General features: G+C 60.3%; 21 protein-coding genes and 3 pseudogenes. 12 read left to right on the forward strand and 12 right to left on the reverse strand.

Annotated elements, in window-relative coordinates; all coding sequences use genetic code 11:
- Positions 1-2 precede the first annotated feature (2 nt).
- The 9 genes and pseudogenes from GIW04_RS04280 to GIW04_RS04320 all read right to left on the reverse strand — a co-directional run.
- On the reverse strand, positions 3-650 hold the full coding sequence (locus GIW04_RS04280; protein WP_057005330.1) for an ATP-binding cassette domain-containing protein: 648 nt from the start codon (positions 648-650) through the stop codon (positions 3-5).
- A complete protein-coding gene (locus tag GIW04_RS04285) occupies positions 647-1,441 on the reverse strand; it encodes an ABC transporter ATP-binding protein (protein WP_057005331.1) in 795 nt (264 codons plus the stop codon). The genes GIW04_RS04280 and GIW04_RS04285 overlap by 4 nt, the downstream gene beginning before the upstream one ends.
- Positions 1,438-2,382, reverse strand: a complete 945-nt coding sequence (locus GIW04_RS04290; protein ID WP_057005332.1) for a branched-chain amino acid ABC transporter permease — start codon at positions 2,380-2,382, stop codon at positions 1,438-1,440. The genes GIW04_RS04285 and GIW04_RS04290 overlap by 4 nt, the downstream gene beginning before the upstream one ends.
- Positions 2,382-3,278, reverse strand: a complete 897-nt coding sequence (locus tag GIW04_RS04295; RefSeq protein WP_196765148.1) for a branched-chain amino acid ABC transporter permease — start codon at positions 3,276-3,278, stop codon at positions 2,382-2,384. Before GIW04_RS04295 ends, GIW04_RS04290 begins: the two co-directional genes overlap by 1 nt.
- A 74-nt stretch (positions 3,279-3,352) precedes the next feature.
- Positions 3,353-4,672, reverse strand: coding sequence for an ABC transporter substrate-binding protein (locus GIW04_RS04300; RefSeq protein WP_057005334.1), 1,320 nt, complete (start codon positions 4,670-4,672; stop codon positions 3,353-3,355).
- A gap of 30 nt (positions 4,673-4,702) precedes the next feature.
- Complete coding sequence (locus tag GIW04_RS04305) at positions 4,703-6,034, reverse strand: ABC transporter substrate-binding protein (protein ID WP_057005335.1); 1,332 nt, start codon at positions 6,032-6,034, stop codon at positions 4,703-4,705.
- A gap of 270 nt (positions 6,035-6,304) precedes the next feature.
- Positions 6,305-7,654, reverse strand: a complete 1,350-nt coding sequence (locus tag GIW04_RS04310; protein ID WP_057005336.1) for a sigma-54-dependent transcriptional regulator — start codon at positions 7,652-7,654, stop codon at positions 6,305-6,307.
- 17 nt (positions 7,655-7,671) lie between these two features.
- Positions 7,672-9,378, reverse strand: a complete 1,707-nt coding sequence (locus GIW04_RS04315) for a sensor histidine kinase (protein WP_057005337.1) — start codon at positions 9,376-9,378, stop codon at positions 7,672-7,674.
- A 237-nt stretch (positions 9,379-9,615) separates the two neighbouring features.
- Positions 9,616-9,797 (reverse strand): annotated as a pseudogene (locus GIW04_RS04320) (integrase); the annotation flags it as partial.
- A gap of 138 nt (positions 9,798-9,935) precedes the next feature.
- Here GIW04_RS04320 and GIW04_RS04325 point away from each other — a divergent pair.
- A pseudogene (locus tag GIW04_RS04325) lies at positions 9,936-10,512 on the forward strand (Tn3 family transposase); the annotation flags it as partial.
- Positions 10,513-10,568: 56 nt separating this feature from the next.
- Here GIW04_RS04325 and GIW04_RS04330 read toward each other — a convergent pair.
- Positions 10,569-10,842 (reverse strand): annotated as a pseudogene (locus GIW04_RS04330) (IS481 family transposase); the annotation flags it as partial.
- Positions 10,843-11,102: 260 nt separating this feature from the next.
- Between GIW04_RS04330 and GIW04_RS04335 the strand changes: the two are divergent.
- From GIW04_RS04335 to GIW04_RS04380, 10 genes are all read left to right on the forward strand, one after another.
- On the forward strand, positions 11,103-12,008 hold the full coding sequence (locus GIW04_RS04335) for a LysR family transcriptional regulator (protein ID WP_057005340.1): 906 nt from the start codon (positions 11,103-11,105) through the stop codon (positions 12,006-12,008).
- A gap of 483 nt (positions 12,009-12,491) precedes the next feature.
- Positions 12,492-12,704 (forward strand): AlpA family transcriptional regulator, encoded by a 213-nt coding sequence (locus tag GIW04_RS04340; protein ID WP_057005341.1) that lies wholly within the window; start codon positions 12,492-12,494, stop codon positions 12,702-12,704.
- Between the two features lie 36 nt (positions 12,705-12,740).
- Positions 12,741-13,604, forward strand: coding sequence for a ParA family protein (locus GIW04_RS04345; protein ID WP_057005342.1), 864 nt, complete (start codon positions 12,741-12,743; stop codon positions 13,602-13,604).
- Positions 13,588-13,848 (forward strand): hypothetical protein, encoded by a 261-nt coding sequence (locus GIW04_RS04350; RefSeq protein WP_019689285.1) that lies wholly within the window; start codon positions 13,588-13,590, stop codon positions 13,846-13,848. The genes GIW04_RS04345 and GIW04_RS04350 overlap by 17 nt, the downstream gene beginning before the upstream one ends.
- Positions 13,841-15,565 carry a ParB family protein gene (locus tag GIW04_RS04355; protein WP_057005343.1) on the forward strand — a complete coding sequence of 575 codons (1,725 nt, stop codon included), beginning with the start codon at positions 13,841-13,843 and terminating at the stop codon, positions 15,563-15,565. Before GIW04_RS04350 ends, GIW04_RS04355 begins: the two co-directional genes overlap by 8 nt.
- Before the next feature lie 11 nt (positions 15,566-15,576).
- Entirely contained in the window at positions 15,577-16,137 is a 561-nt protein-coding gene (locus tag GIW04_RS04360) for a DUF2857 domain-containing protein (protein WP_057005382.1), read from the forward strand.
- Positions 16,137-17,324 carry an STY4528 family pathogenicity island replication protein gene (locus GIW04_RS04365; RefSeq protein ID WP_057005344.1) on the forward strand — a complete coding sequence of 396 codons (1,188 nt, stop codon included), beginning with the start codon at positions 16,137-16,139 and terminating at the stop codon, positions 17,322-17,324. The genes GIW04_RS04360 and GIW04_RS04365 overlap by 1 nt, the downstream gene beginning before the upstream one ends.
- Positions 17,325-17,941: 617 nt before the next feature.
- Positions 17,942-18,769, forward strand: coding sequence for a PFL_4669 family integrating conjugative element protein (locus tag GIW04_RS04370; RefSeq protein ID WP_057005346.1), 828 nt, complete (start codon positions 17,942-17,944; stop codon positions 18,767-18,769).
- On the forward strand, positions 18,766-19,281 hold the full coding sequence (locus GIW04_RS04375) for a DUF3158 family protein (protein WP_057005347.1): 516 nt from the start codon (positions 18,766-18,768) through the stop codon (positions 19,279-19,281). The genes GIW04_RS04370 and GIW04_RS04375 overlap by 4 nt, the downstream gene beginning before the upstream one ends.
- Complete coding sequence (locus GIW04_RS04380) at positions 19,278-19,673, forward strand: single-stranded DNA-binding protein (protein ID WP_019689279.1); 396 nt, start codon at positions 19,278-19,280, stop codon at positions 19,671-19,673. Before GIW04_RS04375 ends, GIW04_RS04380 begins: the two co-directional genes overlap by 4 nt.
- Positions 19,674-19,877: 204 nt before the next feature.
- Here the strand turns inward: GIW04_RS04380 and GIW04_RS04385 are convergent, their stop codons facing one another.
- The gene (locus tag GIW04_RS04385; RefSeq protein WP_082643880.1) at positions 19,878-20,117 is read right to left on the reverse strand and encodes a DUF7740 domain-containing protein; all 240 of its coding nucleotides are present in this window, start codon (positions 20,115-20,117) and stop codon (positions 19,878-19,880) included.
- 223 nt (positions 20,118-20,340) lie between these two features.
- A complete protein-coding gene (locus GIW04_RS04390; RefSeq protein WP_156422912.1) occupies positions 20,341-20,505 on the reverse strand; it encodes a hypothetical protein in 165 nt (54 codons plus the stop codon).
- Positions 20,506-20,538: 33 nt separating this feature from the next.
- Between GIW04_RS04390 and GIW04_RS04395 the strand changes: the two genes are divergently transcribed.
- Positions 20,539-22,965: an ATP-binding protein gene (locus GIW04_RS04395; RefSeq protein ID WP_057005348.1), complete on the forward strand. Its 2,427-nt coding sequence runs from the start codon at positions 20,539-20,541 to the stop codon at positions 22,963-22,965.
- Positions 22,966-23,145 lie beyond the last annotated feature (180 nt).

The raw sequence follows: 23,145 nt of genomic DNA on the forward strand, positions 1-23,145 counted from the left end.
CCCTACCCTGCTGTCACGCTGCCGCGCTCGATGCGGAACAACGCATCGACCAGGTCGGCAGAGTGTGTGTCATCGGATTCGGAGATCAGCACGCACAGGCCTTCCTGGCCCAGTTTTGCGATCACCTCGCTCAAACGCCGGGACAACACCGGCGCCACACCCTCGAAAGGTTCGTCCAGAATCAGCAACTGGTTGCCCGGCATCAGCGCGCGGGCCAAAGCCACCAGCTTCTGCTGGCCACCGGACAACTGCATGGCCTTGCGGTCACGGAACTGGGCGATTTCCGGAATCAGACCGTAGACCCATTCCAGGCGCTGCTTGCTGTCGGCCAGTTTATTGGCCCACACCGGCAGCATGATGTTCTCTTCCACGGTCAGCGCCGGGATCAGGCGCCGGTCTTCCGGCAAGTAGCTGATACCCGTCGCCGCACGAGTAAAGGCCGGTTGCGCGCAGAGGTCCTGCCCATCGAAAAACATTTCGCCGGTGTCAGTGGGCAACAACCCCATGATGGCGCGGATCAAGGTGGTCTTGCCGGCGCCATTGTGGCCGATCAAGCCGACCATTTGCCCGGGGCCTACGTACAGCGACACGTCATTGAGGATCGGTATGCCTTCAATCGACACGTTGAGATTGCGAATTTCCAGGCTCATTTCACGGCCCTCCTTTGCGCCTTGTCGTGGGCCTTGTCGTGGGCTTTGGCGCCGCCGGTGACGAACTCCTGCACCCGAGCATTGGCCAACACCTCTTGCGGGGCGCCGTCGGCCAGGACTTCACCGCTGTAGAACGCAAGGATGCGCGACACATAGCGGCGTACCACGTCCATGTCATGTTCGACGAACAGCACGGTCACTTGATGTTCGGCGACTACCCGCATCACGGTGTCCATCAGCGCGGTTTTCTCTTCGGCGCTGACACCGCTGGTGGGCTCGTCGAGCAGCAACATCTGTGGGTCACCGATCAACGCCATGGCGATGTCGATGAGTTTGCGCACCCCTTGCGGCACCGCCGTGACCAGGGTGTCGCGCCATTGCGGTATGCCGAACTCTGCGAGAATGGCGTCGGCGCGGGCGATCCGTGCGGCGCTGCGCACGGGCGCCAGCAGCGCTGGAAACGGACTTTCTGCCGCCGCCACCGCGATCAGCAGGTTGTCCAGCACGCTCAATTGCGGGAACAGTTGGGCGACCTGGAACGAACGGGCCATGCCCGAGCGGGTAATCGCCCGTGGCGTGCGGCCAATGATCGACTGGTTATTGAAGAGGATCTCGCCCCGGCTCGGCTTCAAGTAACCCGTGACCATATTGATGAAGGTGGTCTTGCCGGCGCCGTTGGAGCCGATTACACCGACCACTTCCCCTTTGTTGATCCGCACATTGACGTCCTTGGCCGCAGTGACGGCGCCGAACTCTTTGCACAGGCCCTGGGTTTCGAGAATGCAGGTCATGCTTTGGCCCTCCTGGCGTTACCGGTAAATAGGCTCCACAAGCCCTTGGGCAGGAACACGATGATCGCCAACAAGGTGAAGCCCAGGATCATCTGCCAGCTATGGGGCACCAGTTCGATGGCGTAAGTGCGCACCACGGCAAACACTATGGCGGCGATAAAGGGGGCGGCCACGTGGGCGGTGCCGCCGAGCAAGGCGATGAACACGAACTCGCCGGAGGTGATCCAGTAGGCCATTTCCGGGTCGATATGCCCGGCGGACAGCGCCATGAAACCACCACCCAATGCCGATACCGCCGCGGCTGCGACGTAGTTCATGTACAGCACCCAGCGCGGGGACTGGCCGAGGTACTCGACCCGCACTTCGTTTTCACGGATGGCTTCGCACATCATCCCGGCGCTGCTGCGGCTGTAGCGATGCAGCAACACCGCCAGTACCGCCGAGCAGGCAATGATGATCATGAACAGCGCCAGCGGCCCCTGCCCGGAAGCCGGCGACCAGCCAAACAGTGTCCAGGCCTTGACGTTGAAGCCGTCGGTACTGCCCAGGGCCGAGCTTTTCACCAGCACGCCGTAGAGGATCATCGAGAACGCCAGCGATAGCATGGCAAAGAAAATCTCCCGATAGCGGGTCATCAGCAGACCCAGAATCATCGCCAGCAGCACCGCCGCGCCAACGCCGATCACCAACAGCAGGGCCAGGTCGCTGATGTTGAGGAAGTGCCCGCTCATGCCCACGGCGTAGCCACCGACACAGAAGAACAGGCCCTGACCAAAGGTCACCAGGCCGGCGCGCATCTGCATCACCACGCCTTGCACCACCATGGCCTTGGCCAGCGCCATGGTCAGCAGGAACACCAGCCATTGCGGGGCAATCCAGCCACCGGCGGCCAGTAACGCTGCAACCGCCAGTAGAATCAGTTCGGTTTTATCCAGGCGCATCAGATTTTCCTCGCAAGCACGCGGCCGAACAGGCCTTGCGGACGTACCGCCAGAACCAGCGCCATGACGCCGTAAATCACAAAGAGTTCGAATTCCGGCGCGTAGTGCACCGCCGCCGCACGGCTCAGTCCCACCAGCAAGGCGCCTACTGCCGCGCCTTCGATACTGCCCATGCCACCGATGACCACCACGGCGAAGGCCAGGACGATGATTTCCACGCCCATGCCCGGCACCACTGAAATCGCCGGAGCAGTCAAGGCACCAGCCAAGGTGCCGAGCATGGTGCCCAGCACAAAGACCAGGGTGAACATGCGCTTGACGTTCACGCCCATGGCCATGGCCACTTCGCGGTCGTGGATCACAGCCCGCAGGACCTTGCCCTGGTTGGTGCGTTCCAGCCACAGGTACAAGCCCAGCCCGAGCACCAGCGACACACCCACCAGCATCAGGTCGTAATTGGACACCTTCAATCCGGCCAGGGCGCTGCGGCCCATTTCGGCATAGGGTTGATAGGCGAAATAGGGGTTCACGCCCCAGATCATTTTCATGGTGTCTTCCAACACCAGCAGCAGCGCGTAGGTGATGATCACCATCAGCACTTCGTCGCGGCCGTACATGAACTTGAGCAGGCCGCGCTCGATAATCAGGCCGACGATCAGCCCAGCCACCAGGGCACAGCCAAGCATCAGCAGGTAACCGGCCCAGACTGGGCCGATGCCGTTATTGAAATACCAGCCCACCAGCGAGGCGGCGGTGTAGGCGCCAATGGCATAGAAGCTACCGTGGGCCATGTTCAGGATCCGCATGACCCCGTAGATCACCGTCAGCCCGGCCGCGACCAGAAACAGCCACGAGGCATAGATGGTGCCGTCAATCAGCACCGCGAAAAGACTCATCATAGAGGTCCTACCTTGGCAAAAAGGTGGCGGCGCCACAGGGCCGCCACTTCGGATCAATCAAGCGAGGTTGATCAGTTGCACTGGGCACCGGGGAAGCCAGCCTTGATCCACTCCAGAGCGGTGGTGCCGTCCGGTGGGGTCACGCACTCACCAGAGAAAGCGATGACGTTTTGCACGCTGCCTTTCTTACTGGCCTTGTCGTACTGGTACTCGCCATAGGAAATGCCCTGCATGGCCTGATGGCCGCCGGCGCGGGCCATTTGTACGGTGCCGGACACCGATTCAAAGGTCGCGCCCTTGAAGGCCTTGGCGATTTCCAGCGGCGCCGGGATCTTGCCCGATTCAACCTTGGCGTTTTCCGCCGCGTGCTTGAGTCCGAGAATGGCCTGGGCCATTTTGCTCGCGGGGTAAGTCGGCGCGGTGTTGTACGCGGTTTGGTACTTGTCCTTGAACCAGCGATTGAGTTCGTTATCCGGCGCGAACGCACCGAACGGGCCCCGACCGCCGATAATCATGCCGTTCGGCGCCTGGTCCTTGTAGCGGTCCAGGGCAGACTCGCCGCAGGTCAGCACGGCGGTGGCGTCTTCCAGCAGGCCACGGGCGTTGGCTTGCAACACCAGGGCTTCCATGTCGCCGCCCCAGAAGCTGGAGTGGATGATGTCCGGACGCTTGACCGACAGTGCGGAAATCTCCGCGCCGTATTGGCCCTGGAAGACCTTCGGCATCTGCGACTCGACCACCTTGGCCTTGGGCATCAACTGCTCCATGGAGTGGGTGAAGTCGTTCCAGCTGTCCTGGCCCCAGGCGTAGTTCTGCTGGATGCCGGCAACTTTCTGCGCGTCCGGGCGGGTCTTGGTCAGGTAACGGGCGGCGCCGATATTGTCCACGGCCGCATCGAGGCTGGTGCGGAACACGAATTGCGGGGTCTTGTCTTCGTTGAACAACTGGGAAGTGCCGCAATCGTAGAACACGGTCATGGCACCCAGTTCTTCGGCCACAGGCGCAATGGCCAAGCAGTCACCGGAAGAAATGTAGCCAACCACCGCATCAACCTTCTGGCGCTGCACCAGGTTACGGAACTCTTCGACCTGTTTGGCCGCGCCGCCCGCCTCGTCGATGATCACCACCTCGATTTCGGCACCGTTGATACCGATGGTGTTGTAAGGCACCGGGAGCTTGCCTTTGTTTAGCCCTTCCACCAGCACTTTGGCGGCGTTCGCGGAGGGCTCGCCGAACGGCCCGGCTGCTGGACCCGATAGAAAAGTCACCACGCCGATGCGGAACTTGCCGTTCTCGGCAGCCATGGCCGAGGAGCCCATGGACAGTGCCAAGCCAGCGGTAATGGCTAAGGTCAAAGGGTGTTTCAGTGCGCTTTTCTTATAGTTGTTCATCTGTGCTTCCACTGTCGATTAATGAGTTGACTAAGGACTCTCGGGACGGCTGTTTTTCGAGCCAGGGCTTTCAGCGGCCATGCGACGTTTGATGGTGGCGCTGCTTTGCTGCAGTTCCTGGGCGGAATACACCGCCCAATTGCCCAGCATGGCCTTGGCGGGCGGGTAGTCGTTGTTGAGTACCGGTGTGCCGATGGCCTGGGTCTGCTGGATCTGGTGGGTTTGTGGGTCGATCCGCGAGACAAACCCGGGCGGGTCTTCCGGCAGGGCGATCTCCAAACCCTCCAGGGCACGGATCAACGCCTGGGTGTCAGTGCTGCCCGCGGCTTTTTCGTAGGCTTTGGCCAGCACCATGACCCCGGTATAGGCGCCTTGGGCGGCGTAGGTCGGGTAGCGACCGTTCAAGGCCTGGAAGCGCTCGACAAAGGAGCGATTGCGCGGCGTGTCCGGCCAGTTGTTGTGGTGCCGCGCCGAGAGGATCAGCCCGGGCGGTGCTTTGTCGCCCAGGGACACCAGGAAATCGTAGTTGCCACCGGTGTCGAAGTTGGCTAGGCGCGACGTGGCGAACAATTGGGTGCCGGCCGCCTGCTTGACGAAGGCGTGGAAGTCACCGCCCCACAGGGCCGAGACAATGATGTCGGGCTTGGCTTGTTCCAGGGCGGCGATATAGGCCGAATAGTCAGGCTCATACAGGCGTGGCCAGAGCTCGGTGACGTCCTCAAACTTAACCCCCAGTTGGGCAAAGGCTTCGTGCAAGTCATCACGGGACACATGGCCGTATTCGTAATCCGGGCCGATGAACGCCAAGCGTTTCCAGCCGGTTTGTTGTTGCAGGGCTTGCAGGTAGCGGGCACCGGCGGCCATCGAGGTCCAGGTGTCATTGGTGACCCGGAAGTAGTACGGGTGGCCGTTTTCCAGGGGCATGCGCGAGGACGCATGGTCGGTGCCGATCATCAACACCTTCTCGCGCTTGGCCAACTGGCTGACCGCCAGGCCCACGCCGGACGAGACCATGCCGCACAGCACTTGCACACCGTCCTGGTGGATAAAGTTTTTAGCAAGGCCTACGCCGTAGGAAGCCTTGGACTGGTCGTCGTCGATAATCACCCGCAGGCGCGGCACTTGCTGGCCGGCCTCGCGCTGGGCCTGCAACTCGCCGAGGGCGAGCTGAATCCCGGCGATGCTGTCCTGGCCGTAGATCACTGCGCGCTCGGTCATCGGGTACAGGCAACCCATGGTCAGGTCCGCCTGGGAGGCGGCCGCGCCCAACTCCACGCGGCCGACCTGGGCTGAGGCAACAACGCTCAGCAGCAGACCGCCCAATGTGAGCGCGCAATGAAACCATGGTCGTGGCAGTGACATAGAAATCCTTTAGGGCGTTGGCAACGCCTCTTGTTAGTTAGCCAGAGGGATAGAGCAAAGGGTGTGCCAGGACGCTGGCACAGACGGATTTTCGTGTGAGCGAGCTGGCTCCGGGCGGCGTTCCTACGATGACGAAGTCACATTCATCGGGGATGTTGGCGGGAACAACACTATCGCGAGCAGGCTCGCTCTCACATGGGTATGCTGCTTTGAGCGGTGCCCACGTGGCGTTGAGCGCTTAGCGCTCAACCTGCGCGCGGTATTGAGCGGTTACCGCTCAGTGGAGCGATCCAGCCCCAGGCGTTGCAGGCGACGCTTGAGCGCGTGCCGGGAAATACCCAACAGGCCCGCTGCCAGACCTTTATGGCCCGATGCGCGGCTCAGAGCATCGGTGACCAGATCACGCTCGGCGCGCTCCAGTTGCTCGCCCAGCACCAGCGGCTCGACCTGCGGGCCTTGCAGCGGCGCTGGCAGCATCGCCACGGTGATCGCCTGCCCCGGCGAAAGAATAGTCAGGCGTTCTACCAGGTTCTTCAGCTCGCGTACGTTCCCGGGCCAGCGGTGACGGGCCAATGCCTGGGCGCTGTCCGGCAGGAAGCGGATCGGTTCTACCCCCTCCTCCACGGCCTGGCGCCGGGCAAAATGCTGGGCCAGCAACAGCACGTCTTCACCGCGTTCGCGCAGTGCCGGAATATCCAGGGTGATAACGTTCAGGCGATAGAACAGGTCTTCGCGAAACCGCCCCGATTGCACGTCATCGGCCAGATCCCGATTGGTCGCCGCGACTACTCGCACATCAGCGCTGCTCGCGGCACTGGCACCCACGGCACGGTAACTGCCGTTCTCCAGAAAATGCAGGAGTTTGGCTTGCAGCGCCAACGGCAGTTCGCCGATCTCATCGAGGAACAGGGTGCCGCCATTCGCCTGACTGACCAGCCCGGCACGCTTCTGGTGGGCACCGGTATACGCGCCCTTTTCCGAGCCAAACAACTCGGCCTCAATCAACTGCTCCGGCAACGCCGCGCAGTTGACCTCGATAAACGAATGCCCGCCCCGCCCGCTATGGTTGTGCAGGGCCTGGGCGACCAAGGTTTTGCCGGTGCCGGATTCGCCCAGCAGCAAAATCCGCGTCGCGGAACTACGGGCAATGCGCCCCACCGCTGCGTGCAAGGCGCCCATCGCCGGGCTGTGCCCAAGCAGCCCGGCGGCCAGTTCACCGCTGACCACCACTGTGGGCTCTTCGTGGTTGGCCAGCGACAGGGTGCTGGCGATGGTCGCCAGCAGGTCATCCAGTTCGAAAGGTTTGGTCAGGTAGTCGGTGGCGCCGCTTTTCACCGCCTGTACGGCGGCGCGGGTGTCGCCGTGAGCGGAAATCATGATCACCGGCAGTTGTACGTGACGCTGGCGTAAACCGTCCAAAGTGGCCATGCCATCGATGCCCGGCAGCCCGAGGTCAAGCAGCACGATGTCGATGTCGGTGGTGTTCCCCGCCAGCAATTCCAGTGCAGCCTCGCCGCTGCCGGCCGTGCTGATGCGCATGCCTTCGCCGCGCAGGGCATAGCTGAGGGAGCGCACCAGCGCCTCTTCGTCATCAACGATCAAAACGTGAATGTCAGACATCGGTGGTTTACTTCGCCTCATTCCCTGGGGGCGTGGGGAAAGTCCAGGATCACCTGAGTCCCTACGCCAAGCGTGCTGATAATGTCCATGCGCGCACCGTTGGCTTCCAGCAGTTGCTGACTGATGCTCAGCCCCAGCCCGGTGCCCCGCGCCTTGGAGGTAAAAAACGGTTGGCGGATGCGTTGCAAGTCCGCCTCGGAGATACCGCAACCCTGGTCAATGACCATGACCCGCACCTGCCCATCCCACGCCTGGGCACACAGGTGCACGGGGCTTTGGTTGTCGCAGGCCTGGAAGGCATTCAAACACAGGTTGAGCAGTATCTGGCGGATCTGATCCGGGTCGACGTACAACTGCAAGCCGGGTTCTGTCTTGCACAGCAATTGCAGGTCATTCGGCGCCACCAGCCGGGCGATCTGTTCGAACAACGGCGCCACGGCCACCACCTTGGGTTGAGCCGGGTGCGGCCTGCCGTATTCCAGCAGATCGCTGGTGACGTGGGACAGGCGGTCGATCTCCTTGCCCAGGTCGGTCAGCAAGTGGCGTCGTTCGGGCTCCTCCTCACGACGCAGCAAGGCTTGCACCGTGGTTTTCATGGTCGCCAGGGGATTGCGCACCTCATGGGCCACGCCGGTGGCAAAAGTCCCCAATACCGCCAGGTTTTCCGTGCGCACGGTGTTTTCCAGCACGTCGGCCAGGCGCGCGGCCATCACGTTGAATGCCCGCGCCACATGGCTGATTTCGTCGTCACGGGGCTGTTCGGCCAGGCGATAACTCAGGTCGCCCATGGACAACTGATGAGCGCCCTGCAACAAGGTGCTGACCCGCGAACGCAGCTGCCGGGACAGGGTAAAAAACACAACGAGGATAAACGCGATAAAACCGGCGGCCACCCAGTACAACCACCAACGCGCATCGTTCAACGGCTTGAGGATAGCCCCCGGCTGCACACTGAACACCAGTTGCCAGCCGGGGATGATCTGCGGGCCATCACGCCACTGCTTAGGCGCCTCGACCGCGCGCCCGGTGGGGTCGATAAAGGCACCGCTCGGCACCCGCAGCAACGGTGCAACCACCCCGCTCATCCCGGCACTGACCAGCAGCTCGGTCAGCGAAGCAAGGCGCAGGTGCAAGGCGATGCGCACGCGGTGATCGGTGCGGCCATTGCGGATCGTCTTGCGGATCAAAAAGCCACCGGAGCGCCCGGGTTCGGCGAGCAACGGCCCAATCACCTCGATGTCACCCACCCACTGGATCGGCAGACCGGCGATGGACCAATGAGTGTTGGTCCAATAGGGCTCGCCGGAGGCGGCTTGCCCCGGCAGCACATTGATCAAGAGGTCGTGCTCATCGAAAAACAGCACGCCATAGAGGAACGGTAAGTCCGCTTCGAGCTTGAGCAATGAGTCCACGTCACTGCCAGGGCCAGACTGATCGGCGATAAACCCCGGCATGTTCGGGTGATTGGACAATGCCGAGAGCTGGTAGAAACGGTCATCGAGAAACGACGACAAGCGGTTGGCCGTGGACAGCGCCTGGGCGTCCAGACGTTCACCGGTCAGGCGATTGAGCAAATCCTTGGCCAATTGCTCATAGAGCACCGCCAGCGTGATGAGGGCAATGCCCATCACCAATACGGACAGCAAGGTATAGCGCGCCACCAGGCTGCGGTGCGGCCGGGCGAGCCACTTGCGTAGCCCGCAGAAGTAAGCAGTGCGGTTCATGGCTTTTTTGATTATTTTTTATAAAGTCGCCGCCAGCATAGGGATGACAACTTGTACCTGTCTATTAGCATAAGCATCTGCGCCCATCATACGGCCACTATTGAATTCTGTAGCCGCTGCCGAGGCACGAGGCTGCGAACGGTCCTGAAGGGGCCGCAGCAGGTCCGAAACCTGCGTTGCCTTCAGGATTTTTACGACCGCTTCGCGCCCGATCGCAGCCTCGTGCCTCGGCAGCGGCTAGAGGTCAAAGCGATCAATGGCCCTGCGCCTTTCGTTATCGTCGCACACGTCGTAGCTGGCGGTGGTCTGGATATTGGTGTGATGGGCCAGTTTTTGGGCGATCGACAGATCATGTTCTTCGATCACCCGGGTAATGAATGAGCGCCGGAAGTCATGGGCATGATCTTCACCCCGACTTGCGTTTTGTTTGCGTGAAATGACGATCCATAAAAAGCCAAGTAAATCATGCCATTACAGGTCTAATGTCCTAATTTTTCCTTATCTCGGCATGATCCCATCCACACGTAACTGAGCATTCGCATCGCCGGCGGCAGCCTTACCCGACGCTGCGCCCAATGATCGGCGGCACGCTGAACATCAAGCACATCCGTGCCCACTGGGACGAGATTCTGCGTCTGGCCACGTCGATCAAGCTGGGTACTGTCACTGCCTCATTGGTGCTGCGCAAGCTTGGCAGCTATCCACGCCAGAACGGCCTGGCCGTGGCCCTGCGGGAGCTGGGCCGGATCGAGCGCACTCTGTTTATCTTGGACTGGCTGCAAAGTGTCGAGCTACGCAGCCGTGTGCATGCAGGACTCAACAAGGGCGAAGCACGCAATGCCCTCCGCCAGGGCGGTGTTCTTCAACCGCCTAGGTGAAATCAGGGATCGGAGCTTCGAGCAGCAGCGCTACCGGGACAGCGGACTGAACCTGGTGACCGCTGCTATTGTGCTGTGGAACACGGTCTACCTGGAACGCGCAACCCAAGGGCTGACTGACACCGGAAAACCGGTGAATACCGACCTGTATCAATACCTATCGCCGTTGGGCTGGGAGCACATCAACCTGACCGGCGACTACGTCTGGCGGCAGAGTCGCAAGCTGGAAGAGGGGAAATTCAGGCCGCTACGGTAAGTCGGAAAACCTTAGCGTACGATTTTTTCCGAATTCTGTAGGCTCCCCTTGTAGGTGCGTACCAGGTAACGCATCAGCCATTCGTTGACTTGCGCTTCAGTTTCCGGCTTGTGGAAGTGATACAGCGTTTCGTGGGCTTCCTTCACTGTGCGAAATGGCCGCTCAACCTTGCCCTTCGAGCGGGTCGTAGTGCGTGTGCCATCCTTGCCTGCCGGCGGGAATGTGCGTCTGCCACTCGATGTCCAGTGCCTGCATGACGTTCTGGAAGACGCGGCGCTTGGCCACCGGGCCATTGTCCAGGTAGATCATCTTCGGGCGGCCTTGGAGCGGAAAGCTGGGGTCGGCCTTCGGTGATCTGACCCCGAAATGTTGGACATCAACATTGGGGGGCACGTAGAGACGCCGGTAGGATCAACACTTCAGTTCAGGAAGCAGTCACACGGTTGCGACCTGTACGTGTCAGCTTCGGCTGCGTCAAAACTTGTGGACTGAATCACACAGCAGCTCACCGAAACCACTACCCGTGCGCGAATAACAGGGCACTGCTCGCGGTCAAAGCACAGGTCAACAACCAACAAGGAAGATGCACCATGAGGATACGTCACCTGCGCTATTTCCTGATCGTCGCTGAAGAGCAAAGCTTTGCTCGTGCGGCGGCCAGAGTTCACATCGAACCTTCCCCGTTGTCCAGAGCCATAAGAGATCTTGAGTCCTATCTCGGTGTCCGACTGCTCCATCGCACCAAGGGGCGTATACAGCTGACTTGGCCAGGGGAGGTTTTCCGTGAGGAGGCGCGCCGCGTCCTTGCCTTCATGGATAACGCCCTGACGCGCGTGCAATCGGCCTCCCAGGGCTATCGTGGCCGGGTACGTATAGCCATCGCCGATAGCCTGGCTCAGCCTCGGCTGACACAGCTGCTGGCTCGATGCCGTGAAGAGGAACCTGCCACCGAGATTCGGATCGTGGAAATGACCGTCAACGAGATGCATAAGGCTCTTGCCCATGACGAGATAGATGCGGGTTTCACTGTCGACAGCACAGTCGCCACCAATGGCTTCACAAAGTTAAGGGTGTGGGTCGAACGCCCTGCCATCGCTATTCCCACTCACCATCCGCTGCTTTCCCTGGATAAAGTGCCTCTTGGGGAAGCACTCCGCTACCCGTTGATTCTTTGCCATCCTGAACGTTGCGCCGGAGGACACAACGTCATTAATCATTGGTTTGAGGACGATTCGTTGCCCTCCCCCAATATTGCTGAACATGTTTCTGGTCATGAGCCAATGATGATGCTGGTGGCCGCTGGCTATGGCATTGGTATCGGGTTGGAATCGCAGCTTTCCATTTACAACCACCCTGACGTCATTGTTCGGCCGGTTATCGACGCTATCCCCGACACGGCAACATTCATCGTTGTACCGGAGAGGCCAATTTCAGCAGAGCTGGAACGCTTCATTAAAAGAGCGCAACACATCGGGGGCAGCATGACCAATGAGTGACGATGATCATTCCATGCTCAGCACTGGGCTCTCACATTAAGTTCCATACATTTTTGTCTGGTGCAAGTCTCAAATATCCCCTTCATCATCGCGAGATAAAGGGGGCGGCCATTGAATTCAGTTGGGGAGGCGCCTGCTCATGCACAAGCGTTGGAGCTGGTAGCGCTTGTCAATCGCACCCCGCCATTAATGACCGACTTTTTTTGTCGTCTAGATGACGAAAAATGCCGTATTCAGTTGCTACTAAATTGAACAACGAGCCAACGCCCGACGGACTATTTATCAAAACGCTGAACCTTTTAATAGTGTCAGTTCCACGGATAGCGTTGGCCGCAATGCTTCGCCTCGCAGCCTTAGCTTCAATGACGAAGCAATGAATACGATGGTCAGCACAATCCTATTGTTTGATGTGCTCCAGTGGTGACATCGATTCAATACGGGTCACGCCCAACACGTGCCACTGAGCATTAAGGAGTGACCATTATGTCTGAACAGAACTCGGCTCCGATTGCGGAGCGACGCATTCTCCGCCGGCCTGAAGTCGAGGCCAAGACAGGCTTCAAACGTGCCTATCTTTACAGCCTCATGAAGGCGGGACAATTCCCCAAAGCCATAAAACTTGGCGTCCGTGCCGTTGGCTGGGACTCCACTGAGATCGACCAGTGGATCACTGACCGCCTTAAAGAACGCGCCTGACTGAGCTCCCCATTCCTTGCCAAAGAGGAGCACGTCATGCAGGTGATTTCTGTTATCTCGACCAAAGGCGGTGTAGGAAAAACCACCGTAGCCGCGAACCTCGGCGGCTTTATCGCCGATGCCGGCCTAAGGGTTCTGCTGCTTGATCTTGATATGCAGCCGACGCTGTCATCCTACTACGAGCTTGCCCGTCGCGCTCCATGCGGGATCTATGAGCTGCTGGCATTCAACGAGCGCGACATTGCGCGCCTGGTATCGCGCACCGTCATAGACCGGCTGGACGTGATTCTGTCCAATGACGCGCATCGGCAGTTGAACACCCTCTTGCTGCATGCCCCGGATGGGCGGCTTCGACTGCGGCACCTGCTACCGGTGTTTCAGCCGCACTACGACCTGGTGCTACTCGATACTCAAGGCGCTCGCAGTGTGCTGCTCGAGATGGCCGTGCTGGCGTCCGAACAGGCGGTCTCGCCCGTCACCCCCGAAATCCTCGCCGCGCGTGAAATGCGCCGAGGCACTCTGCAGCTCATCGAAGACATCGCCCCCTATAGGCATCTGGGCATTAACCCGCCACACCTTCATCTCCTGCTCAACCGCGTACCTGCTGTGTCAGCCAATGCAAAGCTGATCCAGCAGACACTGCGTTTGATCTACCGAGATCAGGAAGGGGTTCACGTCCTGCGTACCGAGATTCCTGCAATCGAGGCATTTCCCCGAGCGGCAACGCGTGGTTTGCCGGTCCACCGGGTTGAGCACCGACGGCCCACTGGCCGAGTCGCGGCAGCCGCACTGGACATTGTCCGCGGGCTGGCCAGCGAACTGTGCCCGCAATGGCAGGAACAGTTCGCTCTGGTCACCGGGAAGTTTGAGGGAAGACATTCTCATGTTGAACGCCCATGAACTGGCCCGTGGCCACAAGCGACTACTGCCACTGATTGAACATGCCCTGAGCGAGGGTTGGAATGTCTCCCGAACACCTGGCGGGCACCTGAAATTCGTCAAGCCGGGCTTACCGCCGATTTATACCAGCGCGACAGCCAGCGATCACCGGGCAGAACGCAATGCGCGCGCCATGCTGCGGCGCGCACAACGTCACGCCACAGTGGTCGAGCACCCCGATCAAGAGGGAGCCGACCATGACTGATGTCTCCCCAGAAGACATCGCCAGCAAGCTCCTGAGCGATGGTTTCACACGCAACGGCCCGGTAGCGAGTTCGATGAGCGATCCGATCGCCGACACGCCAATGGTGGTGACGCTGGACCAGTTACGCTCCTATGAGCTCGATCCGAGGCTGACGCGCAATCCGCTGTACGAGGAGATCAAAGCGTCCATCCGCCAGCGTGGGCTGGATGCCCCGCCGCCGATCACCCGACGCCCTGGTGCCGATCACTACATCATCCGTAACGGCGGCAACACGCGCCTGGCGATACTGCGCGATCTTTGGAGTGAGAGCAAAGACGAGCGATTCTTCCGTATCGGCTGCCTGTTCCGCCCATGGCCGGAGCGTGGCGAGATCGTTGCCCTGACGGGACATTTGGTCGAGAACGAACTTCACGGCGGCCTGTCGTTCATCGAACGTGCCCTGGGCATCGAAAAAGTCCGTGAGCTCTATGAGCAAGAGGATGGTAAATCGCTGTCGCAATCAGAGCTTGCCCGACGCCTCAAGGCTGATGGCTACCCCGTGCCCCAACCCCACATCAGCCGCATGCAGGAGGCGATCCAGTTCCTGCTGCCAGCGATACCGAACGTGCTCTATGCCGGCCTCGGACGCCCCCAAGTCGAGCAACTGACCAGCCTGCGTAGGGCCGGTTCCCGGATCTGGGATGCGCGCATGACCAGAAACAGTGCGAGCATTGATTTTGCGACGCTGTTCCAGGACGTCCTGATGGTATTTGACTCCCCAGGGAGCTTTGCGGCGCAGCGAGTACAGGATGAGCTGATCGGTCAAATGGCCGATTTGCTCGGGGTGGACTATGACACGCTGGCATTCGAGATCACCGATTCCGAGAAGCGCTGGCAACTGCTGAATAGTGACCCCAACAACACGTCCAGCACGGCGACTACCGGACAGGCACCCACGAGCCAGCCAACATTGCCATCGACGGTCGCACCGCCGCCGTCAGCATCCACACCGCGGACGACGGAGACATCCAGAACATCTGCAAGCGAGCCCCATACGCTCCAAGGTGGATCTGCAACACGTCCTCCGGCCGACGCGGTTGAGGATCAACAGGACAAGGACGATCGCTCGGTCTTGTTTCAGGAACATATCGTTTCGCCGGCCGAGACCACCGATCGCCTGCAGTCGATCCAGCGACTGGTGGCTGACCACACCGGCGAGACACCACCTGATTTCGGAACAAACGTCCTGCAGGCCATCCCTGTCCAGGCTGGAGGTCTCTATCCGATCTCGGATGTCTGGTACATCGACCCCAGCCTCGATACACCCGATCGGCTGCGTATCCACATCGCTCAATTCGCGCGTGAGATCGCCAACGAAGCGGGTCTGGATGATGGCATCGTCGCCTGCAACGAGGGCATCGGCTTCACGTGCGCACGAGCGTTTGGCGAGTTGGACACGCCATCAAATCTCCCGCGCTCGTTACTGTCACTGCTGCATGCCTTGAGCGCCCCCTATCAGCCGGTCGGCAGTTTGCCTGTACGCATCAACACAGCACAACTGGCCGAGGACCTGGGCGCTCTTTTACTGGGGCAGGTGCGTACGCCCTCATCACAGCAGGTCGTGCGTCTGAGCGACAGTGGGCTGGTGAAGCTTTTCCGCTTGTTGAGGCTTGCCAGGCGATTGCTGGACATCGAGGCCGGCATCACTGATGGCGACACCGCCATGCACGGATCATGAGGACGGCCGCCATGCCCGACCCCCATCCGCTCAATCAGGCAGTGATCGCGCAAGCGCTCCACGATTTGCGCAACGGCCAGCTACGCCGGGCAAAATCCATGGGGTTCGACGACACGGCGCTGGAGGCACTCAAGCACCCGGCCATGGCCAGTCTCCTGGCCAACGCAACCGTTAAATGGTGCTCAGTGAGCGTGAACAAGGAGGTGCTGCATCATCTCTTGAGCCAGGTGAATGATGTCACCCGGGAGATTGAAGAAATCGATCGGCTTCTGCGGCTGGGAGCGAGTACGGAGCTCATCAGCAAGTTCTACGGCTTGACCCACCAGGAAATCGCCCTCAGGCGCGACGTCATCGGGCTACCGAAACGCAAGGGCCGGCATCCGGTCCTGTCAGAAGAACAGGACGCTGATCTCTGGCATCGCTGGTCAGCGACCGTCAAAGAACGTGGCACCGAGTTGAACGACGACATGGCAATGCTTGCGATTACAGCCGATCTTGCCGAATGCACGGGCCTGCCCATCTCAGTGATCTGGAGCGCTATCCGAGGGTGGATTGATGAAGGGCTGGTCTGATGGGCAGTCCACGTCATTCACGCGGCCCCGTATCGCTGGGGGAGCTGTTCGACCAGGCACTGCAGCACATGCAACCTCCCCCGGACACAACACCGGCGCCGACTCCGGCACCCCCTCCCTCTGATGGATTCATCTTCAGCGGCAACCGCCATGACAGCGTGCCCCGTGCATTGCTGCTGGATAACCGGCTGACCCCGCTTGAACGAAATGCCTGGCAGGTCTTTCGTCTGCTGCTCAACGACGATGGGGTCACCGCCTTCCCCACCTACGATCAGCTCTGCCCCTATCTGGCCTCAATGCCGTGCACGGCTCGTGCGTCCCATGAGACCGTCGCGCGGGCGCTAACGTTGCTGCGCCTGACGCGCTGGATCAGTCTGGTGAGGCGCCGTCGTGATCCGAAAACAGGACGAATACAGGGCAATCTCTATGTGCTGCACGACGAGCCCCTGACGCCCTATGAAGCCATTCAGCTCGACCCGGATTATTTGGGTCTGGTCAGCCAGGCATTGAATCACGCCAGCAAGTCCGTCCAGCGTGTCGGTGTGCACACGCTCAAAGAAATGGCCGACGACCCGCTGCTCAGCGGGCGAATACTGCCAAGCAGGCTTCAGGTGCTGTCGCAGCGATTGGCTGCGCAAGGCTGGACCGAAGAGCAAAGTTATCCACAACCTGGGGATGACCACGAATCCGAAGAAGGTCCCAAAGACTTACTTCGGAATCCTACCCCCCCGACTTCGGAATCCGAAGCAGGCGTAAAACCCAGTAAAACCGACTCACTTCGGAATCCGAAGACCGATAGTACTGTACGTAAAGAAAAAGAATTAAAAGAAGTACGTACAGTACCGCGCGAGCGGGGAAAACTTCGCCTACCCGAACGCTTCCTGTCACTCAAAGCAGAGCAGCAATCAGGCGCGCTGACCGCACTGCAGCCTGTGGATGCCGAGTTGCACCAAGCCATCCTCGACGAATGGGATGCACGTTGTCGGGCAAGCTCAGTGCGCAACCCTGCGGGCTACCTGTTTGGCATCATTCAGAAGGCCATGAAGGGTGAGTTTCACGCCTGGGTCGGTCAGAAGACAGCCAGCCCCCCGGTAAGCCAGCCCCCACAGCCACCGCCAACGCAGGCTGTCGACCCTGAAGTCGCCCGAAAGAACATCGCACGGCTGCGCTCTCTGCTGGGTAGGTGAAAGCAGCACCCACGGGGCATCAATGGCGTTTTGCCAATGCTCAACATCAGGGTTTGTCCTATACCTCTGCCAGCAAGTCCAACGACGTCCATGATCGCCTATACCACTGGTATAGTTGAACACACTGCCTTCCCTTCAATGCATCACCTCCAGCCGCAGAGTCATTCGCCTGAAGAGTCCACCGAAGGCCACCGTCGCCTATACCACTGGTATAGTTGAACAGGCTGCCTTCCCTGCAACGCATCATCTCCAGCCTCAGGTCATCCGCCTGAAGAGTCCACCGAAGGCCACCGTCGCCTATACCACTGGTATAGTTGAACAGACTGCGTTCCTTGCAATGCATCACCTCCAGCCCCGGGGTCATCCGCCTGAAGCGTCCACTGAAGGCCACCGTCGCCTATACCACTGGTATAGTTGAACAGGCTGCCTTCCGGCAACGGTGGCGGGCAACGGACGCAGAATGCCTCACGCCACCCTCTCATCCGCAGGGAGGTGCAAGATTCCACTGCGGCAGTGCGAATTCACAAACAGGCGGTCATGCGGTGCGGTTTGATGACTGACACCCTTCCGGTCAATGCCGATGCTGGCGACTCGTTTCCTCACCGAGAGTCGTCACGATGGCCACCGAACCCGAATCTTCTCTGCAGTTGAACCTTGGGTCATTGCGCAGCGCGATGTCGCTGACACTGCACACCCATCATGCGTCCCGCATCTGGCACGGACGCGCGCCCTCCGAAGGCAAGCCGGGCATTGTTGGCCTCAACGGTTTTGTCGCCATCATGACCAAGCTCAAGCGAGGTTCTGAGCAAGACGACCCCTACTCCGACTGGTGGATGCTGCGCATCGAAGACAAGCTCAGCACCACCAAGGCACAACTCCAGACCCTGCGCGAACAGGTTGATCAGGCGCTGGCCGATGTGCCGGCGGCACTCAGTCTGGGCGAGAACCTCAACGTCCAGCCGGTAAAGCTACCCCTGTTCGTGGCCTCGCAACTCGGCTTCATGGCGGTCTATCTGCTGGCCGACTACGACGACCTGGCCCGGCGCCTGATCCTGGCGCATCACACGGCCCTGATCGACCGCAGCACCCTGGAACGCTGGCTCAATGAAGGCGCACATGCGCTGCGCAGCCTTTTCAGCCTGGCGCAGCAGTATCGCTACTCCGGTACGAAGCGCGATGATTTCGCCGCAAACAACGCGGCGGCGCGTGCCGCCCTGGAGAAATACGGTGAACTGCCGCAGGACGTGCTGGAAGGCACGCGCCGTTCACGCTTTGCGCCACCGCTCATCCGTCGTGCCCCTTTTGCATCGGCGCCAACTCCGTCAACAACTTCCGATATTGCGCCAGCCGGTGAACCCGACGCGGCTGAGCCAGCCGTATCTGCAGGGGGACCTCTGGGCGAAGACTCTTCCGTGTCGTTGGACCGCGAGGACCACCCAGCATGACCGCATCCAACCGCTTCTTGGCACTGGAACAGGCGGACTTCCAGCGGCTGGAACACGCAGGCTACCTAAAAGGCCTTTTAAAACCTTTTAAAGGTAATGGGGAGCTTGCGACCTGGGCCAGCCAGTGCAAAGCACTGCGGGACGATCTGATCGGACTGGCGCAGCGCAAGGTGCTGTCGCAGGCCCGCAGCCACCCCTTCAACCTCCTTCCTGTGCAACTGGCCCAGCAAACCACTGGCGCAGGCACGACCTTTCTGCGCTGGCGCAACCTTGATCGCTCACGCATGGGTACGGCTTTGTGGGAGGAGCTGCTTGCCAGCCCCGGCACACCGACATCGCTGATCGATGACCTCTACACCATCGAGGTGCAGCGCATCGTGCTGAACCTGCAGATCAGCCTCACTCACAGCATCGCCCGCCAAACCTCGGAATGCGCCAGCAAGTTGGTCCACGCCGAGGGGGCTTACCAACGGCGTGTCCACGCCACCACCCCCAAGGAGTCACACCCATGAGCACGCATTTCTACGGCGAGGGCAACATCGGTTCTGCGCCAGAATTCCGCGAGTTTCCGAACGGCAACAATGAGCCGCGCAGGCTGCTGCGCCTGAATGTCTATTTCGACAACCCCGTGCCTACCAAGGAGGGCTTTGAAGATCGCGGTGGGTTCTGGGCGCCGGTCGAGATCTGGCATCGCGACGCCGAGCGCTGGGCCGCGCTGTACCAGAAGGGCATGCGCGTCTTGGTCGAAGGTCGGGCGGTGAAAGACGATTGGGAGGATGCGGACGAAAACGAGCGCGTGACCTTCAAGATCGAAGCGCGTCGCGCTGGCATCCTGCCTTATCGCATTGAGTCTGTCGTGCTCGGGGCCAAGCCCGCGGCAGCGGAGCCAGCCGAGAACGAGTGATCATTCCCGCCCTGCGTGCACCTTTCCCGCTGAGCGATTGCGCCAACCACCAGTCGCTCACCGGGCAACAGTCAGCGTCCATGGCGTTCCACTGAGATCCACCGCTCGCGGCACATGGAGAAGCTCCCGGAGAACCAACCTACGGCCCCCATTCGCGGCCTCATGGCTTCCGGCTACTCTTGCAGACGCTTCTCGCTTGCCACATCAGTCCAGATTCTCCGCGATATGGAACACAAGTTTGAGCGGTTCCTTGCTGTCGACTATCTGGTACATCACATCCCGCTTGCTTCTCGGCAGCGTTTTGGTACAGCGCTTCGCCGTATCACGCACTGCGGCATCCGTGCCGTGGATGGTCGCCGCCAACAGCAGCACTAGGTATGCATCGGTAAGCGTCTTCGCCATCACCTCACTCTCGTTGCAAATCGTCACTAACGCTTGGCCCATTGCATAGCGTCTTTCTTCGGCTGATCAGGGGGTAGCTTAACGACCATCACTCGCTGTCTCGCCACTTTGCACCCAACCGCTTGGGCCTGGATCATCTCAAGTTGCTCCACTGACGTCCACTGAGGTCGCTGTCCGCGGTACATGACGATGCCCCCCGATGTTCCACTCACGACACGCTTGAACCTCCTGAGCACGCCATCACACGCTGCTTACGTCGGTCTGCTCACACCCACTCACGCTGAATACGGAGCAGCAGCGGCTCGGTTAGGTTTTCGACAACCCCGGTAATCGCCGGCATCAATGATCGGGTGTCCATTCTTTCCCGGTGCACAGGTCGAATGCCGGGCTCTTCATTGCGCATCGGCAATGAAATGGACGGCGTATTCATCAATATCTTGACCTAACGCTACAAGGAGGGTCCATGCGTCTGCCATTCGAGCTCGATCCGCAGATCATCCATCACATCATTTACAGCCAGGCGGGCTCCATCAGCAAAGCCCTCATCGAGTTGCTGATGAACTCGGTCGACGCCAGGGCCAGCTCTGTGCATCTTTCACTGACCCGTAGTGGCTTCACCTGCAGCGACGACGGCCAGGGCTTTGCCAGCCGCGACGATGTCGTTCGGTACTTCGGTCGGTTCGGCACGCCACACGATGAAGGCGACGCCACCTACGGCCGTTTCCGCCTCGGGCGCGGCCAGATCATGGCGCATGCCAAGACAGTCTGGCGCTCCAATGCCTGGAGGATGACCGTCGATACACGTGCGATGGGCTATCACTACGATCTGGACGACCTCCAGGACGCGTCGCCGGGCTGTTCGATCTCTGGCGACTGGTACGAAGTCCTGAGTGATGTGGAGCTGATGTCGGCCATCCAGGAGGTTCGGGACCTGGTGCGTTACACCCCCGTCAGCGTTGAGCTGAATGGCCAGCGCATCACCCGCGATCCCCGCACCGAGCACTGGGATGCCGAGGACGAGTTCGCCTGGTATCGGGTGAAAGCGGACGGCGCCGTTTCCATCTACAACCAGGGCGTACTGGTGCGTCACGATCCCGCGCATTTGTGGGGTGCAGGCGGCCTCATCGTTTCCAAAAAGGCCATCGGCCTGAACGTCTCCCGCACCGAAATCCTGCGCAAGACCTGCTCGGCGTGGAAATCAATTGCCAGGCAATTTGGCCAGATGGCTGACCAGATGGCGTCCCGTCTTGGTGACCACCGCAAAACCGAGGCTCGCCGTGAAAAATCCGCGCGGGCCTTGCTTTCGGGCGATGCCAACATCGTCCAGATCTACTCTCGGGAAGAGGTCGTCACGCTTCTGCCCGGCAAGCGGCACGTGTCGTTAGAGGACTTTCTGCGCAAATGCCGTTATAGCCACAACCAGCGGCAAGGCGGCAGGTTCGCGGTCGTAGACAACGCCTTCGAGGTCCCGAAGGGGGAAACCATCGCCCGCGAAGGTATCGCCGTGATTGTTCACCCCACCACGCTCGACCGCTTCGGCTGCTACAACGCACAGGATTTTCTCGACTGCATCATTCGGGTCCATGCCAACCTGCGCCACGACGTGGAGCAGAACGGCACACCGTACTGGTGGCTGAACGGCCTCTACGTTCCGGACTTGCTCGCGTTTTCAACACTGCGCGACGCGTTCATTGAGCGGACCCATATCTTGACGGAGAAAGACGCGCTCGATCGGGAAACACGGCGCGCCTGGACCGCTTTACGCTGGTGCCTGCATCACTACGCCGCCCTGTGCACGGGTGGCCGGCCTGCGTACGGGGGGCAGGTCCGTGAGGGTAAATCGCTGCACATTCTTCTCGGGCAGTCCAACATCGCCGAGGCGTGGACCGACGGCAGCAGCTACATCGCCGTCGACGTCACCCTTGTGAAACGGCTCAAGTCCAGTCCGCTCAGGAGCGCTGCCTATATTTTTTCTCTCATCGAGCACGAGGTTGCCCACGAAGGCGACAGCCTCGACTGCGGCCACGATGAAGCGTTCTATCAGCGCTTCCATGACCTCGCCCTGCAACACAGCGAGCAACGCCAGCGCTACATGCACATGTGGCTAATAAAGTACACCATGAGCCTGGAGGGTGACGGGAAGCGCGCGCGTGGCGAGGCCTGGCGTGAACGTTATCTGGTCGACCGTGCCGGCAGCGGTCGGGAGAAACGCGGCCTTCCGCCGATCATCGAAGATATCAGCAACGATCCTGTCGTCGTCGACCCGGTTCCTGGCGAAAATATGGCCTTCATCGACTACCAGAACACGCTTCTTGCTGTGGTTGGCACCGATTCCCCGGCACCCAACTGGCCGAATGTCCTGACGCGTGCCGAGGCTGACCAGAAGCTCATCGAGGCGCAGCACCGGGTTGACACGGCGCAATGTACCTCAGCGCAGATCCAGTACGACGAGGAAGAGGCCACGTATTGGGCCGAGATCGAAGCCTATGAGAAAGCCCAGGCCGGGGCCAAAGAGGCTGCACGGCGTCGATTCGCCACACTGTTCAATGTACAGGTCCAAGAGCTCCATCCTGACGCACTGTGCTACTTGCTGCGCGAGGATCTGAGCGATGAAGAGCTTCATGCCCTGTGGGCTGCAAAGCCCTGGGAGGCTGACGACCAGGAGTACTCTGGCGATGACGAACTTGAAGACGGCGACCTCGAAGAAGTCGACCCGCCCGATGGTCGTCAAGGAGCTTCTTGTGATGGCCCGACAGCGCATTTATCCGAAGACCTGCAGGCACTGATCCGTCCCGGCGAGACAGCATGGACGCTCGAGCGCAATGCGGCCGCTGCCGGCTTCTTTTGTGTTGGTGATTATCTGAAATGGCGTGAAGGGCCGGATGCCTGATCCGGGGGCGGCTGTAGCAACCGATGGTCGCCCTCAATTCGCCAGCGCCTATCGGCCTGCCAAGTACCGGCTTCCAGCGGACACCGCTATACCCAGGGTATAGCGCCATGGACGTCCACTGAGTTCCACGTGCGCGCCCAAAACGAAGCGCCTGCTCTGACGATCGCCTAAACGACCCTG

It is taken from the genome of Pseudomonas sp. PA-4-8C (genome assembly GCF_021606625.1).
Classification (GTDB): domain Bacteria; phylum Pseudomonadota; class Gammaproteobacteria; order Pseudomonadales; family Pseudomonadaceae; genus Aquipseudomonas; species Aquipseudomonas lactis.